The organism is Aquipseudomonas ullengensis (genome assembly GCF_014174475.1).
Classification (GTDB): Bacteria; Pseudomonadota; Gammaproteobacteria; order Pseudomonadales; family Pseudomonadaceae; genus Aquipseudomonas; species Aquipseudomonas ullengensis.
The window spans coordinates 806154-822452 of sequence record NZ_JACJUD010000002.1; the positions used below are offsets into that span (position 1 = coordinate 806154).

General features: G+C 65.7%; 18 protein-coding genes. 15 read left to right on the plus strand and 3 right to left on the minus strand.

Translation table 11 applies throughout. The features are described 5' to 3' along the window. Positions 1 to 60: 60 nt before the first annotated feature. Positions 61 to 1101, minus strand: a complete 1041-nt coding sequence (gene gap / locus H3H51_RS09135) for a type I glyceraldehyde-3-phosphate dehydrogenase (RefSeq protein ID WP_183088728.1) — start codon at positions 1099 to 1101, stop codon at positions 61 to 63. 62 nt (positions 1102 to 1163) lie between these two features. Beyond that, the gene (locus H3H51_RS09140; protein WP_183088729.1) at positions 1164 to 1835 is read right to left on the minus strand and encodes a COG3650 family protein; all 672 of its coding nucleotides are present in this window, start codon (positions 1833 to 1835) and stop codon (positions 1164 to 1166) included. Between the two features lie 221 nt (positions 1836 to 2056). Here H3H51_RS09140 and H3H51_RS09145 point away from each other — a divergent pair, with 221 nt between their 5' ends. From H3H51_RS09145 to H3H51_RS09195, 11 genes are all read left to right on the plus strand, one after another. Further along, positions 2057 to 3154 (plus strand): diguanylate cyclase, encoded by a 1098-nt coding sequence (locus tag H3H51_RS09145; protein WP_183088788.1) that lies wholly within the window; start codon positions 2057 to 2059, stop codon positions 3152 to 3154. A 64-nt stretch (positions 3155 to 3218) separates the two neighbouring features. Next, positions 3219 to 3869 carry a YceH family protein gene (locus H3H51_RS09150; protein ID WP_183088730.1) on the plus strand — a complete coding sequence of 217 codons (651 nt, stop codon included), beginning with the start codon at positions 3219 to 3221 and terminating at the stop codon, positions 3867 to 3869. 152 nt (positions 3870 to 4021) lie between these two features. Then, positions 4022 to 4699: a thermostable hemolysin gene (locus H3H51_RS09155; RefSeq protein ID WP_183088731.1), complete on the plus strand. Its 678-nt coding sequence runs from the start codon at positions 4022 to 4024 to the stop codon at positions 4697 to 4699. Beyond that, entirely contained in the window at positions 4689 to 6158 is a 1470-nt protein-coding gene (locus tag H3H51_RS09160; protein ID WP_183088732.1) for an AMP-binding protein, read from the plus strand. Before H3H51_RS09155 ends, H3H51_RS09160 begins: the two co-directional genes overlap by 11 nt. Positions 6159 to 6168: 10 nt before the next feature. Further along, entirely contained in the window at positions 6169 to 6861 is a 693-nt protein-coding gene (locus tag H3H51_RS09165) for a TenA family transcriptional regulator (RefSeq protein WP_183088733.1), read from the plus strand. After that, complete coding sequence (locus H3H51_RS09170) at positions 6848 to 7657, plus strand: SDR family oxidoreductase (protein ID WP_183088734.1); 810 nt, start codon at positions 6848 to 6850, stop codon at positions 7655 to 7657. The genes H3H51_RS09165 and H3H51_RS09170 overlap by 14 nt, the downstream gene beginning before the upstream one ends. Further along, a complete protein-coding gene (locus H3H51_RS09175; RefSeq protein ID WP_183088735.1) occupies positions 7654 to 8298 on the plus strand; it encodes a tetratricopeptide repeat protein in 645 nt (214 codons plus the stop codon). Before H3H51_RS09170 ends, H3H51_RS09175 begins: the two co-directional genes overlap by 4 nt. 9 nt (positions 8299 to 8307) lie before the next feature. Further along, the gene (locus H3H51_RS09180) at positions 8308 to 8970 is read left to right on the plus strand and encodes a response regulator (protein WP_183088736.1); all 663 of its coding nucleotides are present in this window, start codon (positions 8308 to 8310) and stop codon (positions 8968 to 8970) included. Further along, positions 8967 to 10337 carry an ATP-binding protein gene (locus H3H51_RS09185; RefSeq protein WP_183088737.1) on the plus strand — a complete coding sequence of 457 codons (1371 nt, stop codon included), beginning with the start codon at positions 8967 to 8969 and terminating at the stop codon, positions 10335 to 10337. The genes H3H51_RS09180 and H3H51_RS09185 overlap by 4 nt, the downstream gene beginning before the upstream one ends. Before the next feature lie 55 nt (positions 10338 to 10392). Next, positions 10393 to 10707, plus strand: a complete 315-nt coding sequence (locus tag H3H51_RS09190; protein WP_183088738.1) for a DUF5629 family protein — start codon at positions 10393 to 10395, stop codon at positions 10705 to 10707. 18 nt (positions 10708 to 10725) lie between these two features. Further along, entirely contained in the window at positions 10726 to 11124 is a 399-nt protein-coding gene (locus tag H3H51_RS09195) for a DUF488 domain-containing protein (RefSeq protein WP_183088739.1), read from the plus strand. 54 nt (positions 11125 to 11178) lie between these two features. Here H3H51_RS09195 and sstT read toward each other — a convergent pair whose 3' ends face one another. Further along, positions 11179 to 12390, minus strand: a complete 1212-nt coding sequence (gene sstT, locus H3H51_RS09200) for a serine/threonine transporter SstT (RefSeq protein WP_183088740.1) — start codon at positions 12388 to 12390, stop codon at positions 11179 to 11181. Between the two features lie 268 nt (positions 12391 to 12658). Between sstT and pcaQ the strand changes: the two genes are divergently transcribed. The 4 genes from pcaQ to zapE all read left to right on the plus strand — a co-directional run bounded on the left by pcaQ (position 12659) and on the right by zapE (position 16137). Then, entirely contained in the window at positions 12659 to 13588 is a 930-nt protein-coding gene (gene pcaQ / locus H3H51_RS09205; protein ID WP_183088741.1) for a pca operon transcription factor PcaQ, read from the plus strand. A gap of 114 nt (positions 13589 to 13702) precedes the next feature. Beyond that, positions 13703 to 14422 (plus strand): protocatechuate 3,4-dioxygenase subunit beta, encoded by a 720-nt coding sequence (gene pcaH, locus H3H51_RS09210; protein WP_183088742.1) that lies wholly within the window; start codon positions 13703 to 13705, stop codon positions 14420 to 14422. Between the two features lie 13 nt (positions 14423 to 14435). Continuing rightward, positions 14436 to 15041 carry a protocatechuate 3,4-dioxygenase subunit alpha gene (gene pcaG / locus H3H51_RS09215; protein ID WP_183088743.1) on the plus strand — a complete coding sequence of 202 codons (606 nt, stop codon included), beginning with the start codon at positions 14436 to 14438 and terminating at the stop codon, positions 15039 to 15041. A gap of 37 nt (positions 15042 to 15078) precedes the next feature. After that, positions 15079 to 16137, plus strand: coding sequence for a cell division protein ZapE (zapE, locus tag H3H51_RS09220; RefSeq protein ID WP_328803642.1), 1059 nt, complete (start codon positions 15079 to 15081; stop codon positions 16135 to 16137). Positions 16138 to 16299: the final 162 nt, after the last annotated feature.

Sequence of the window (16299 nt, forward strand, 5' to 3'; positions counted from 1 at the left end):
CACGTTTCGGCTCTTGGCGTGCCCGCTGTGCTCAACCCCAATCTACGGCTGCGCCCACCGTTAGCTACCAGGCTGCACGGGCACCGTGCGTGACGACTCCAGCGGCCTGAGCCAGGCCACCAGCACATCCAGCAGGCGATTGGCGAAGGCCCATTCGTTGTCGTACCAGGCCAGCACCTTGACCAGATCACCACCCTGCACGCGTGTGTGGTTGAGGTCGACCACGCAGGACACCGGGTAGCCATTGAAGTCGCTGGAGACCAGCGGCAGGTCGTTGCACTCCATCACACCCAGGGGGAACTGGCGGGCGGCCTTCTGCAGGATGTCGTTGATCGCTTCGCGGCTGGTCGGGTGTTCGCTGCTGAAGGTCAGGTCGAGCAGCGACACATTGGCGGTCGGCACGCGGATGGCCATGCCATCGAGGCGCCCGGCCAGCTCTGGAATCACCAGGCCGATGGCCTTGGCGGCGCCGGTTGCGGTGGGGATCATCGACAGGGCCGCGGCGCGGGCGCGGTAGAGATCGTTGTGGGTCTTGTCCAGCAGGTTCTGGTCGTTGGTGTAGGCGTGCACCGTGGTCATCAGCCCCTGGCGAATGCCCACGGCGGTGTGTAGTACCTGGGCCAGCGGAGCCAGGCAATTGGTGGTGCAGGAGGCGTTGGAGACGATCTGCTGGTTGCCCAGCAACTGGTGATTGACCCCGTAGACCACCGTCAGGTCGGCACCCTCCAGCGGGTGCGAGAGCAACACGCGTGGCGCACCGGCTACCAGGTGCTGGTCGGCCAGCAGGCGCTTTTTCAGTTTGCCGGTGCAGTCCACCACCACATCGACGCCGAGGGCTTTCCAGGGCAGTTGGGTGATTTCGCGCTCGCCGAGCAGGCGGATCGACTGGCCGCGTACCAGCAGCATGTCTTCATGCAGTTCGACATGGCCATTGAAGCGGCCGAAGGTGGAATCGAAGCGGGTCAGGTGGGCCAGCGTCTTGAAGTCGCCGATCTCGTTGATGGCTTCGAGGTGCAGCTGGTTTTCCAATCCGCGCTCGAACAGCGCGCGGAGCAGGGCGCGACCGATGCGCCCGTATCCATTGAGGGCAATGCGCAGCATGGCAATCTCCGGCTGGCGGGGTTGCCCTCAGCATAGGTGGCGGATGGCCGGGCTGCGTTCAATCAGCGGTTGCGGGCACCACCGAAGGCGGCGCAGCCGCGCAGTACCTGGCCATCCAGGCGCAGTTCGGCGCTGAGGTGCTGCACGGCGCCGCTCATGCTGTTGCTGCAGCGCTGGGGGGCGACCCACAGGTCCAGGCGCTGGCCGTTGGCTTCGCTGCTGATGGCGAAACGGCCATCGGGCAGTTGCTCTTCCAGGTACGGCAGGGCCAGCGGTTCCTGGCCAGGGCGATAGAGAACCAGGCCCTGGCTGGTGATATTCATGCTCCAGTCCGGCTCGTTGCCGCTGGCGCGCAGCACCAGGCGCTTGAAGGCCGGATCGTCGCAGCCCAGGCCTTCGCGCTGGATGCGGTAGACCTCGCTGACCTGCAGTTCGCCATCGTTGTCGGCGGTTTTGCCGGCGCTCAGGTGGCCGCTCAGGTCGACGAACAACGGGCCGGGGCCGTCCTTGAGCAGTTCACCCGCCTCACGGACGATCTCGCTGCTGCCGTCATTGAGCAGGCGGAACTGGCGCTGCTCGCCGCAGGGGCGCAATTGCAGCTGGCCATTGAGCAGGTTCAGCTCGCCTTGCAGGCGCTGGCGAGGCGGCTCGCCTGCGTTTTCGCCGGGAACGAACACCTGGCAGCCGGCAAACAGCGGAAGCAGGGCGAAAATCAGGGCACGAGCGGGGGACATGGGGGCACTCCAGGCAAGAAGCGGCCACGTTACCCAGTGCCCGGTGCGATCACAAGGGTGCCTTTGGTATTCGCCAGAAAGGATTTTCCGGCCACACTAGTTGATGGAGCGGGCAGCTTTCGAGCGGCCCCCATCTGCCCGCAAAGGCCCGCCTGTGCTAGGGTCGCTGCCTGGCGTTGATCAAGAAGTTGCGCATGTTGACCGTACCGCTGAGTGTGACCATGGATAGAAACACCGGCTCTGGCCTGTCGTTTGCCAAGCGTATTTACCTGCCTCGTGCCATCGGCCTGGGTGTCGGCTTTTTCTGTGTCGCTGCGGGCCTCTGGTCGATGGCGATGCCGAGCTGGATCTGGGTGGTGCTGGTGTTCAACGGCTACCTTTGGCCGCACCTGGCCTTCCAGATTTCCCGTTTTTCCGCCAAGCCCTACCTGACCGAGCGCCGCAACCTGTTGCTGGACTCGGTCTTCGGCGGCTTCTGGGCAGGCGCCATGCAGTTCAACGCACTGCCAACGGTGACCATCCTGTCGATGATGGCGATGAACAACATCGCCGCCGGCGGTGCACGTTTCTTCCTCGCCGGCTGTGCCGCGCAGCTATTCGGCGCGCTGCTGTCCATGACGCTGTTCGGTTTCGCCTTCAGTCCGGCCACCAGCATGGCGCAGCTGTACGCCTGCCTGCCGATGCTGGTGCTCTACCCGCTGGCGCTGGGCCTGGTGTGCTACCGGCTGACCATCACGCTGGCCGAGCACAAGCAGGCCCTGCGCGCGGTCAGCCGCACCGACAGCCTGACCCGGCTGTTCAACCACGGTTACTGGAAAGACCTGCTGCAGCACGAGTTCAGCAAATGCCGGCAGGGCGAGCAGCGCTCCACGATGGCGCTGATCGATGTCGACCACTTCAAGTCGATCAACGACACCCACGGCCATCTGGTTGGCGACAGCGTGCTGCGCCTGATCAGCGAGCGCCTGGTGCACAGCCTGCGCGAGGATGACCTGGCCGGTCGCTATGGTGGCGACGAATTCTGCGTGATCCTGCCGCATACCCCGCCGGTGCTGGCCACCGAGGTGATGGAGCGCCTGCGCCATAGCCTGGCGGACATCCGCAGCGAGCTGGCGCCGCAGTTGCGTTTTACCCTGAGCATCGGCCTGGCCGGCTACAGCCCGCTCCAGCTGGACTCCAGCGCGTGGTTGAAGGCTGCCGACCAGGCGCTGTACCAGGCCAAGAGCGGCGGGCGCGACCGGGTGGTGCTGGCGTCCGAGGTGCCGGGCGCCGTCGCGGCGGGGCAACCGGCCCAGGATCAACCGGCCAGCGATAGCTGACACGGCGATTCCCACTGCGCGGCGCACGTGGCAGGCTAGTGGCCCTTTACCTGTGGATGCTGCCATGTCTAGCGAGACCCCCGATTTCGAGCCGCTCAACGCCGTCGAGGTGCGCATCCTGGGTTGCCTGATCGAGAAGCAGGCCACCACCCCGGAAACCTATCCGCTGACGCTCAACTCCCTGCTCCTGGCCTGCAACCAGAAGACCAGCCGCGAGCCCCTGATGAGCCTCACCGAAGGCCAGGTCGGCCAGAGCCTGCGTAGCCTGGAGGGCCGCGGCCTGTCGCGCCTGGTCATGGGTGGCCGCGCCGATCGCTGGGAACAGCGCGCCGACAAGACCCTGGAACTGGTCAAGCCGCAGGTGGCGCTGATCGGCCTGTTGCTGCTGCGCGGCCCGCAAACCCTCAGCGAGCTGTTGACCCGCAGCAACCGCCTGCACACCTTCGAGGATGTCGACGAGGTCCAGCACCAGCTGGAGCGTCTCGCCGGCCGTGGCCTGGCCTGCCAGTTGCCACGCCAGCCGGGCCAGCGCGAAGAACGCTACATGCACCTGCTGGGCGAACCTGGCGATCTCGACACGCTGCTGGCTGCCCGCAGCCAGGCGGAGAGCACGCCGCGCGCGGCACCGGCCGATGAGGGCCGCATCGCCGAACTGGAGGCACGCATCGCCGCCCTGGAAGAGCGCCTGGCTAACCTGGAAAGCCAATTGCTGTGATGTTTGAGCGAGCCGTGGCGTTGCCCCACGGCACTGCAGCTGCTGCTGGCCTGTAGTTCAGGCCTGCCTGCTGCCTGAAGGCGACCTTCAGGATTCATTAAGACTGGCTGCAGATACTCCACTCCACGAATCATTCCCGTGGAGGGAGCCTGATGAGCCATAGCGAGTGGAACACCACTTTTCCCCTGTATTTCGGTAGCGATCCGTTGCACCAGGCCAGCTTGACCCTGGTCGCCGAGGGCGCGCCTGCCCGGCCGGTGCTGGAGCAGTTCATCCAGGCGCGCTTTAGCGAGGCGCATGGTGCCGAGGTCGCGCACTTCATGCCGGAGCTGATCGGCCTGCACGCGGCAGACCACAGCCTGCAGGCGGTTGCCGGGGCCCGCCTGGCCGAGCGCGAAGAGCTATTTCTCGAGCAGTACCTGAACGAGCCGGTGCAGATGCGTATTTCCCGCCTGGCCGGGCGGGCGGTGCCGCGCGAGGCGATTGTCGAGGTCGGCAACCTGGCAGCCAGCAGTGCCGGTAGCGCGCGGCTGATCATCATTGCCATGACCAGCCTGCTGGCCCGTCGCGGCCTGGAGTGGGTGGTGTTCACCGGCGCGGCCAGCCTGATCAACAGCTTCCGTCGCCTGGGGCTTGAGCCGCTGCGCCTGTGTGAAGCCGACCCGCTGCGCCTGGGCGAGCAGCGGCTTACCTGGGGCGACTACTACGAGCAGCATCCACAGGTGTTTGCCGGCAGCATCACCCTGGGTTTCCGCCAGTTGCAGCAGCAGGGCGTGCTGCAGCGCCTGGGTTTTACCCTGCCTAGCCGGGAGGCCTGTCATGCAGCCTGAGCTTCAGCACCTGCGTGACACCCTGGCCGAGCATGCCGAGCGCCAGCCGCAGCGGCTGGCGCTGTGGGGCGATAGCGAGCGCCTGGACTACCAGGGTTTGCTGACTGAGGTGCAGGCCCGCGAATCGCTGCTGCGCGAGTCGGGAATTTCGGTGTTTGCCCTGGCCCTGGAAAACGGCCCGCAGGCGCTGATCTGGGACCTGGCGGCACTGTTCGCTGGGGTTACCTGCTTGATCTTGCCGCCGTTCTTCAGCCCCGCGCAGCGCGCTCACTGTCTGCACCAGAGCGAACCCGAACTGGTGGTTGCCGAAGAGGCGCTGACCGAGGAGCTGCAGGCCTGTGGCTATCGCCTGGACGGCCCGTTCTGGCGGCCGCAGTCGGGTGCGGGCGAGGTGCCGATGGTGCCCGGCACGGCGAAGGTCACCTACACCTCCGGCACCACCGGTACGCCCAAGGGCGTATGCCTGAGCGCCGAAGCCATGCTGCGTGTGGCCCGTGAGCTGGAGTTGGTCAGCCGCGCCAGCGCGCCACAGCATTACCTGGCGGTATTGCCGCTGGCGGTGCTGCTGGAAAACCTGGGGATCTACGCGGCGCTGCTTGCTGGCGCCACGGTCAGCCTGCCGAGCCAGCGCCAGTTGGGCATCAGCGGCGCCAGTGGGGTGGATTGGCCGCGCCTGCTGGGCATGCTGATGGCGCGGGGGGCGCAGAGCCTGATCCTGGTGCCGCAACTGTTACTGGGCCTGGTCACCGCCATCGAACGTGGTGCGGTGCCGGCCAGCGGTTTTCGTTTCATCGCGGTCGGCGGTGCCAAGGTATCGCCGCCGCTGCTGCAGCGCGCCGTGCGTGTCGGGTTGCCGGTCTATGAAGGCTATGGCCTGTCGGAGTGCGCCTCGGTGGTCTGCCTCAATCGCCCGGATGCCCATCGCCCGGGCAGTGTCGGCCAGCCACTGGCGCATGTGCAGGTGCGCTTGGCCGAGGATGGCGAGGTACTGGTGCAGGGTTCGACCTTGCTTGGCTATCTCGGTGAACCGGGGTTCAGCGGCGATTGGTGGCCTACCGGCGATATCGGTGAGTTCGATAGCGACGGCTACCTGTACCTGCGTGGGCGCAAGAAGCACCAGTTCGTCACCAGTTTCGGCCGCAACGTCAACCCGGAGTGGGTCGAGGCCGAGCTGACCCAGGGCGGCGCCATCGCCCAGGCCTTCGTGCATGGCGAGAGGCTGCCGCGCAATGTCGCGCTGCTCTGGCCGCACGATCCCGCCTGCCCGGACGAGCTGCTGGCCAGCAGTGTGGCCGCCGCCAACCTGAGCCTGCCTGACTATGCCCGCGTGGCCAGCTGGGTGCGCCTGAGCGAACCCTTTACCCCGGCCAATGGCCTGCTGACCGCCAATGGCCGGCCCCGGCGCGAGGCCATCCTGGCCCGCTACCAACAGCTGTTTTGCGAACCTGTAACCGAATGAGGAACCCAGCATGAATTTCTTTGATGAGCTGCAAGCCGCCACCACCGCAGAGCGCCAGGCGCTGTTCAGTGTGCCGGTGATCCGTGAGGCGCTGAGTGGCCAGGTCAGCCTGGACAGCTATGTAGCCTTCCTGACCCAGGCCTACTACCACGTACGCCATACCGTACCGCTGATGATGGCCTGCGGTGCACGCCTGCCGGCTGGCAAGGAGTGGCTGCGCGCGGCGGTGCGTGACTACATCGAGGAGGAGTACGGCCATGAGCAGTGGATTCTCAGCGATATCGCCGCCTGCGGCGCTGACCATGAAGTGGTGCGCGACGGGCAGCCGTCGCTGGCGATCGAGCTGATGGTCAGCTTCCTCTACGACACCATCGCCCGTGGCAACCCGGTGGGCCTGTTCGGCATGGTCAACGTGCTGGAAGGCACCAGCATTGCCTTGGCCACCCAGGCGGCGGCGACCATCCAAGGGCGCCTGAACCTGCCCAAGGAGGCCTTCAGTTACCTGTTCTCCCACGGCTCGCTGGATATCGGCCACATGGACAGTTATCGCGCCCTGATGAACCAGCTCGACAGCCCTGAGGACAAGGCCGCGGTCATCCATGCCAGCAAGGTGGTCTATCGCCTCTACGCCGACATGTTCCGTGGCCTGCCGCGCAGCACCGGAGAACAGACGCCGCGCGAGGTGCAGCATGCGACTGCCTGAGTCGCGCGTGGTGCTCACCGGGGCCAGTGGCGGTATTGGCCTGGCCCTGGCCGAGGCCTTGTGCGCCGGCGGTGCGCAGCTGCTGGCGGTATCGCGCCAGGGGCAGGCACTGGATGAGCTGTGCCTGCGCTATCCCGAGCAGGTGCGGCGGGTCGAGGCGGATCTGACCACGGTGGGCGGCCGCCTGGCCGTGGTCGATGCGGCGCGTGCCATGGGCGGCCTCAACCTGTTGATCAACGCCGCCGGGATCAACCGTTTCGCTTTGCTCGAGCAGCTGGACGACGGCGAGATAGCGGAGATGCTCGAACTCAATGTGATCGCCACCCTGCAACTGACTCGTGCGCTGTTGCCGTTACTGCGCCAGCCGCGTCGTGCCCTGGTGGTCAATGTCGGCTCGACCTACGGCTCCATTGGCTACCCCGGCTATGCCGCGTACTGCGCCAGCAAGTTCGCCCTGCGTGGGTTCTCCGAGGCACTGCGCCGCGAGCTGGCCGATACCGCCGTGGGCGTGCTGTATGTCGCTCCGCGCGCCACCCGCACGGCGATGAACAGCAGTGAAGCCGTGGCGCTCAATGAGGCGCTCAAGGTGAGCATGGATTCCCCGGCCAGCGTGGCGGCCGAGGTTATCGCCGCCGTGGTGGCCAACCGCAGCGAGCTGTACCTGGGCTGGCCGGAAAAGTTCTTCGTGCGCCTCAACAGCATGCTGCCGGGTCTGGTGGACCGGGCCCTGCGCAAGCAATTGCCGCTGATTCGACACTTCAGCCAGACCTCCAAACACAAGGAATCCCAACCATGAACAAACTTTTCAGCCTCTGCCTGGCACTCTTGCTGAGTGCGCCTGCCTGGGCCCTGGACGAGGCCGGCAGCCAGCGTCTGCTTGAGGTGCAGCAACGCTGGGCGCGGATTCAATACGAAGTACCGCAGGCCGACAAGGCAAAGGCCTTCGAGCAGTTGGCAGGCGTCAGCGCGGCCTTCACCCGCGAGCAACCGCAGGCCGCCGAGGCGTGGATCTGGCACGGCATCGTCACCAGCAGCTGGGCCGGCGCCGAGGGTGGCCTGGGCGCGTTGAGCAAGGCCAAACAGGCGCGGGCCGATCTGGAAAAGGCCATCAGCCTCGACCCACAGGCCCTGCAGGGCTCGGCGTATACCAGCCTGGGCACGCTGTATGACCGTGTGCCGGGTTGGCCGATAGGCTTCGGCGACGAAGACGAGGCGCAGAAGCTGCTAAAGCAAGCCTTGCAGATCAACCCGAACGGTATCGACAGTCTTTACTTCTGGGGTGACCACCTGTTCCGCCAGGGGCAATATGCTGCAGCGCGCGAGGCCTTGCTCAAGGCTAAACAGGCCGCACCGCGTCCGGGCCGAGAGCTGGCTGATCGCGGTCGCCAGCATGAGATCGACGAGCTGCTGAAAGCGCTTGAAGCCAAACTGAACTGAGGGAAACGCATGCGTTTGCTGCTGGTCGAGGATGACAAGGCATTGGGCGAGGGCGTGCGCCTTGGGCTGCGCCAGGAAGGCTACACGGTGGACTGGCTGGAAGATGGCGCCAGCGCTGTGCATGCATTGCTCAGCGAGAGCTTTGACCTGCTGGTGCTCGACCTCGGCTTGCCGCGCCTTGACGGTATCCAGGTGCTGCAGCAGCTCCGCAAGAGCGGTTCGGCCCTGCCCGTGCTGGTGCTCACGGCGCGCGACGCCACCGAAGACCGCATCGCCGGCCTGGATGCCGGTGCTGACGATTACCTGATCAAACCCTTCGACCTCGACGAACTCAAGGCCCGCTTGCGGGCCTTGTTGCGGCGCAGTGCCGGGCGGGCGCAGTTGCGCATCGAACATGCCGGCGTGTGCCTCGATCCGGCCAGCCAGCAGGTCACCTACCAGGGCAAGGCGGTGCCGATGACCCCCAAGGAATACCTGTTGCTGCACGAACTGCTGTCACAGCCGGGCAAGGTGCTGACCCGCGAGCGCCTGGCCCAGTCGTTGTACGGCTGGGACGAGGAGGCCGAGAGCAACACCCTGGAGGTGCATATCCATCACCTGCGCAAGAAACTCTTCAGCCAGTTGATCCGCACCGTGCGCGGTGTCGGTTACCTGGTGGAGGAGCAGGCATGATCTCCATTCGCCGGCGCATCCTGGCCCTGGTTCTGGGCCTGCTCATGCTGGGCACTGCGGTGATCTCGCTGTTCAACTACGTCGACAGCTCCCATGAGATCACCGAGATCTACGACGCCCAGCTGGCACAGACTGCGCGGCTGCTGCAGGGCGTGATACAGATGCCCATCCAGGGGGTGGAACGCACCCAGTTGTACGACGCCTTCAACAGTGCGCTGCAACGCGCCGGGCAGCGCAAGCCGGGCCATCCCTATGAGAGCAAGCTGGCCTTCCAGGTGTGGAGCGCCGCCGGCGAACTGCTGGTGAGCACCGCCAGCGCTCCGCACCTGAGCCAACCACCGGCCCGCCCTGGCTACGCCAACATCGACCTGGGCGAACATCAGTGGCGGGGCTTTCTGCTCCGGGACGAGCAGCAGGCGGTGCTGATCTGGGTCGGCGAGCGCGATGACGTGCGCCAGGATCTGATTGGACGAATCGTCCGCCATAGCCTGTGGCCGAGCCTGATCGGCATTCCGCTGCTCGCCGCACTGGTCTGGTGGGCCATTGGCTGGGGCTTGCGGCCGCTGCGCAACATGGCGGCGGTGATCCAGGGCCGGCATGCCGATTCCCTGGAACCGCTGCAACTGCAGCCGCTGCCCAGCGAGCTGGCACCGATGCAGGCGGCGCTCAACCGTTTGCTGTTCCAGATCGATCAGGTGCTGGAGCGCGAGCGGCGCTTCATCGCCGATGCCGCCCACGAGATGCGTACGCCATTGGCGGTGCTGCGCATCCATGTACAGAACGCCATCCAGGCCAGTGACGAAGCCCAGCGCAGCGAATCGCTGGATTTCCTTATCGGCGGTATTGATCGCGCCACTCGGGTGGTCAACCAGTTGCTGACCATGGCCCGTGTCGAGCCGAGCCTGGCCCGTGGCAACTGGCCGCGCATCGACCTGCAGGCGGTGGTGCGCGAGACCCTGGCCGAGCTGACGCCCTGGGTGCTCAAGCAGGGGCTGGAGTTGTCTCTGGACGTGGCGGAGGGCGATTACCGGATCAACGCCGATGCCGGGGCGGTTGGCATCGCGCTGCAGAACCTGGTGACCAATGCGGTGAACTTCTCGCCGGCAGGTGGCCAGGTACGGGTTCTGTTGAGCGCCCAGGCACAGGACTTTTTGCTCAGCGTCGAGGACCAGGGGCCGGGCATCGAAGCGCAGGAGCTGGAACAGGTTTTCGAGCGCTTCTATCGCCGCGACAACAGCCAGGGCGCAGGGTTGGGCCTGGCCATTGTGCAGATGATCACCTCGCGTCTGGGTGGTCGTGTGGTCCTGGCCAACCGGGTGCAGGGCGGTTTGCAGGCCAGCCTGATGCTGCCCCGTCAACCGGCCTGAGCCTGCGGGGGTGGCTTGGCTTATGATGAGCCCCCCGATTGTTTGAGTGACTGCCATGACCGCGACGCCAACCCTGCTCAGTGAACTGCAAACCGCCGACATGCTGCTGATCGACGATCTGCATGCCTGGCAGTTTGACCTCGACGCCCAGGCCAGTGGCGAGCAGCCGATGCTGCGGGTCGAGTGCATGGATGGCCGCACCCGCAAGGTCTGGACTTTCACCGCTGATGCGGTTGCCGCCGCCAGCCACGGCGAGGGCAGCTGGCGCATCGCCGATGCGGCGGGCGATCACCAGTTGGTGTGCCTGGGCGCGGTCGTCGCCGATAACGATGACGACGGTGAAGAGGACGAGGCGCCGGCGGCGGGCTGACCCTCAGGAGGCGCCGCGATGATCCAGTGCAAGCGCGTGTATGAGCCGATAGCGGCCAGTGACGGCCAGCGGGTACTGGTCGACCGCCTGTGGCCACGCGGTTGCAGGAAGGACAATCTGGCGCTGGCCGCCTGGCTACGTGAGGTGGCGCCGTCGAACAGCCTGCGCCAGCAGTTCTGCCACGATCCGGCGCTGTTCGATGAATTCCGCCTGCTCTATCGCGCCGAACTGGCGGCGCACCCGGAGCACTGGCAAGGCCTGCTGGCGCTGGCCGAGCAGGGCACCCTGACCCTGCTGTTCGCCGCCCGTGAAACCCAGCAGAACAACGCCCAGGTCCTGGCCGAATTTCTCGAAGAAGAGTTGGAGCGCCGGGGCGAGCCCAGCTCGCCAGTTTGCTACCAGGGGCTCGTCGATTAGCTGCTCAGCGCTGCCAGCGGTAGCGCAGCGCTCAGCAATAGCGGCGGGGTGGGCTCAGTCCTTGTCCCGCGCCAGGCAGGCCGCAGCGGTGAACAGCACGTCGGTGGAGGAGTTCAGCGCGGTTTCCGCGCTGTCCTGCAGGATGCCGATGATGAAACCGATCGCCACCACCTGCAGAGCCGTCTCGCTGGGGATGCCGAACAGGCTGCACGCCAGCGGAATCAACAACAGCGAACCGCCCGCCACGCCCGAGGCGCCACAGGCACAGATGGCCGAGACCATGCAGAGCAGGATGGCGGTGGGGATGTCCACGCTGATGCCCAGGGTGTGAGTGGCGGCCAGGGTCAGCACGCTGATGGTGATGGCGGCACCGGCCATGTTGATGGTGGCGCCCAGTGGGATCGACACCGAATAGGTGTCTTCATGCAGGCCCAGGCGCTCGGCCAGTTGCAGGTTGACCGGCACATTGGCCGCCGAGCTGCGGGTGAAGAACGCGGTGATGCCGCTCTCGCGCAGGCAGGTGAAAACCAGCGGGTAAGGGTTGCGGCGGATCTGGCTGAACACGATCAGCGGGTTGACCACCAGGGCGACGAACAGCATGCAGCCAACCAGCACGGCAAGCAGGTGGGCGTAGCCAAGCAGGGCGTTGAGGCCGGCATCGGCGAGGGTGGTGGCGACCAGGCCAAAGATGCCGAGCGGGGCGCAGCGAATCACCATGCGCACGATCAGCGTGACGCCGTGGGCCAGGTCGGCGAACACCGCGCGGGTGGTTTCGCTGCCATGGCGGATGGCGACGCCCAGGCCGATCGCCCAGGCCAGGATGCCGACGAAGTTACCGTGCAGCAGGGCGTTGACCGGGTTGTCCACCACGTTCAGGGCGAGGGTCTTGAGTACCTCGGCGATGCCGCCTGGAGGCGTCGTGCCGCTGGCCGCCTGGCTGAGCACCAGGGACGAAGGCCACAGGCTGCTGGCGATCACCGCCACGATCGCGGCAGACAGGGTGCCAACCAGGTACAGCACCAGGATCGGGCGGATGTGAGTGGGTTGGCCTGGCTTGTGGTTGGCGATGGCCGAGGCCACCAGAATGAACACCAGTATCGGCGCCACTGCTTTCAGCGCGGAGATGAACAGGCTGCCGAGGAAGCCCACCTCGTCGGTGGCCTGTGGCGCGAACAGGGCGAGGAGGATACCGGCAACCAGGCCGATGGCGATCTGTACGACCAGGCTGGTGCGGGTGATCAGGTGCACGAAGGGGCGATGGATCATCTGTGGTGTTCCCGTGGTTCGCCAGCTCCACCTGTGGGTGGTGGCTGTGGGCGGCGGCCACTGTGTGGGTGGCTGCCAGGTTTCGGAGGCCTGCCGGGTAACGATAGGCGCAAAAATAAGGCGGCGATTCTATAGAGGCTGCGAGCGTTGTGCCTGCCTCTCGTCAGGACGGGGCCGTACCCGCTTGGCGCTTTTGCTTGCTCGTGGCGCTGATCAACCGCCTGCTCACGTAGTATCTTGGCGTCCGAGCCGGCCCCAAGGAGTCCCCGTGAACATCGACACCCGCATCAAGTTTCGCCATCTGGTGTGCTTCCTCGAGGCCGCGCAGCAGGGCAGTCTGGCGCGGGCGGCGGACAAGTTGGCAGTCAGTCAGCCGGCGATTTCCAAGACCCTCAAGGAGCTGGAGGAGCTGCTGGCCGCCAGCCTGTTCGAGCGCAGCAAGAGTGGCGTCAGCCTGACCGAGGCCGGAGTGGCCTTCCTGCGTTATGCCGGGCCCTGCGTGCAGGCATTGCGCGATGGGGTGAGCAGCCTGCGCGGCGGCGAATACGAGGCCGGAGCGGTGCGCCTGGGCGTGCTGTCCACCGTGGAAACCCTGCTGCTGCCCGAAGTGGTGCGGCGCCTGCATCAGCAGCACCCGGCGCTGGTGGTCAGCGTGGTGACCGGGCCGAGTGCCTACCTGTTGTCGCAGTTGCGCGTCGGCGAGCTGGACCTGGTGGTCGGGAGGATGACCGACAGCCCGCAGATCCACGGCCTGACCTTCGAGCACTTGTATAGCGAGTCGATGACCCTGGTGGTACGCGCCGGCCATCCGCTGCTGGCCTTGCCCCAGGTGCGCGAGGCATTGCACGACTACGCCCTGGTGCTGCCACTGGCCGGCACCACTATTCGCCGCTTTGCCGACAGCCTGTTCGTGCAGTGCGGCATCAGCCCGTCGCGTCAGCGTCTGGAAACCCTGTCGCTGGCCTTGAGCCGGCGCTATGTGCAGAGCAGCGATGCAGTCTGGGTAGCGCCGCTGGATGCGGTGCGCCTGGATTTGCGCAGCGGCGAATTGGTCGAGCTGCACCTGGGCATCCAGGAACCCGGCGGTTCGGTGGGCATCTGCAGCAACGCGTCGTTGCCGTTATCGCTGGCCGCGCACTGGTGCGTGGAGACCCTGCGCGAGGTGGGTAAGGACTACCGTGAAGAGGTTTATCCATAACCATTTGGTTATGGATTGTCAGGGTATTTTCAGTTTTCACTCGACTCATCCTGTTCGACACTGCGGCCATTGCCTGATTCCAGGCCTCCACAAATCGAACAACAGGAGAGCGCCATGTCCGATGCGCAGAACAGCCGCTTCGTGATCCGCGACCGCAATTGGCACCCCAAGGCGCTGACCCCGGATTACAAAACCTCGATTCCCCGCTCGCCGCGCCAGGCGCTGGTGAGCATCCCGCAGTCCGTTTCGGAAACCACCGGCCCGGATTTCTCGCACCTGAAGCTGGGCCAGTTCGATAACGACCTGCTGCTCAACTTCAACAACGGCGGCCTGCCGGTGGGCGAGCGCATCATCGTTGCCGGCCGCGTCTGCGACCAGTACGGCAAGCCGATCCCGCATACCCTGGTGGAAATGTGGCAAGCCAACGCCGGTGGCCGCTACCGGCACAAGAACGACCGCTACCTGGCGCCGCTCGATCCCAACTTCGGCGGTGTTGGCCGCGCCCTGACCGACCGTGACGGCTACTACAGCTTTCGCACCATCAAGCCCGGCCCGTACCCGTGGCGCAATGGCCCGAATGACTGGCGCCCGGCGCATATCCACTTTTCCATCAGTGGGCCGTCGATCTCCACGCGGCTGATCACCCAGCTGTATTTCGAAGGCGACCCGCTGATCCCGATGTGCCCCATCGTCAAGTCCATCGCCAACCCGGAAGCGGTGCAGAGCCTGATCGCCAAACTGGACATGAGCGCGGCCAATCCGATGGATTGCCTGGCCTATCGCTTCGATATCGTGCTGCGCGGCCAGCGTAAAACCCATTTCGAAAACTGCTGAGGAGGGTCAGTCCATGCCTATTCAATTGCTCAACGAAACCCCCTCGCAAACCGCCGGCCCCTATGTGCACATCGGCCTGGCCCTGACCGCTGCCGGCAACCCGGCGCGCGAGCAGGAAATCTGGAACGAGATGGCCAAGCCGGGTGCGCCGGGCGAGCACATCGTGCTGCTGGGCAATGTCTACGACGGCAACGGCCACCTGGTGCGCGATTCGTTCCTGGAGTTCTGGCAGGCCGACCACCAAGGCAGCTACGACGCCGACTTCAACCTGGACAAGCCCTTCAACAGCTTCGGCCGCACGGCCACCACCTTCGATGCCGGTGGCTGGACGCTGTACACCATCAAGCCGGGCGTGGTGAACAACGCCGCCGGCGTGCCGATGGCGCCGCATATCAACGTCTCGCTGTTCGCCCGTGGCATCAATATCCACCTGCAGACCCGCCTGTACTTCGCCGACGAGGCCGAGGCCAACGCCAAGGACCCGGTGCTCAACCTGATCGAGCAGCCGCAACGCCGCGAAACCCTGGTGGCAGAGCGCTGCGAGGTGGACGGCAAGCTCGCTTACCGCTTTGATATTCGTATCCAGGGGGAAGGGGAAACGGTCTTCTTTGACTTCTAAGCCACGGGACCCCGAGCGGGGTCCACTCGTCGAGCCGGTGGTACAGCGGGTTCGCCGACATTTCACTGATCTGCTCGACGCTCGCGGCTACCGTGCCGATGGCGCGCAGCTGGCTGCCATCGAGCAGCTCGGCGACTGGCTGGGTGAGTTCCTCGGCGGGCGCAAGGGCTGGTTCCGCCGTCCGCAGGCGGGTATCTACCTGTGGGGCGGCGTGGGGCGCGGCAAGAGTTTCGTGATGGATGCCTTCTTCGCCGCCGCGCCGGTGGAGGGCAAGCGCCGCGTGCACTTCCATGCCTTCCTCCAGGAACTGCAGGTGCGCATGCAGGATTTCGCCGGCCAGTCCGACCCGCTGGCCCGCGTTGCGCGGGAGATCGCCGGGCAGACGCGGCTGCTGTGTTTCGACGAATTCCATGTGCACGACATCGGCGATGCCATGCTCCTCGGGCGCCTGCTCAAGGTGCTGGTGGAGGAGGGCGTGGGCCTGGTCTGCACCTCCAACTACAGCCCCGACAAGTTGTGCCCCAATCCGCTCTACCGCGAGCGTTTCAAACCGGCCATCGCACTGATCGAAAAACGCTTCAGCGTGTTTTCCCTGGATGGTGGCGAGGATTACCGGCAGCGCTCTACCGAGCTGGAGGCCTGGGGCAGTTTCCACTGGCCCGAGCCGGAGGATGGCGGTGCGCTGATTCGTCAGCAGTTGGGCCTGGGCGACGGTGCGTTGTACGACCAGGTGCTGGAGGTCAATCACCATCCCTTGCGCGTGCATGCCTACGAGCCGCAGCGCGCCTGGCTGGATTTCACTGAGCTGTTTGCCACGCCGCGCTCGGCGGGTGACTACCTGTGGCTGATCGAGCATTTCCCGCAGATGGCGGTGGGCGGCCTGGGGCGTCTGGGTGATTACCCGCAGAGCGTCAGCCAGCGTTTTCTCAACTTCATCGACATCGCCTACGACCGTGCGCTGCATCTGCAGTTGTATTCCAGCGTGCCCTTGGAGCAGTTGGCTGAAGGCGGCAATGCGGTGGACTTCGCCCGCACGCTGAGCCGAATGCGCCAGCTCAAGGCGGTGCCGGTGGTGGCCACGCCCGAAAGGGGGTAAGCCGGCCGGCGACACGCGGGTAGCGTGCCTCCGACGAGACTTGGAGGGGAAAGAAAGGCTTCACCTCGTGAGCGAAGCCTTGCCGCGACAGCCAGTACCTGACCAGTGACTCAAGAGCATATCGACGGCGGGCCCACGGTAAGAGCCGAGCTCGCGTCGGTC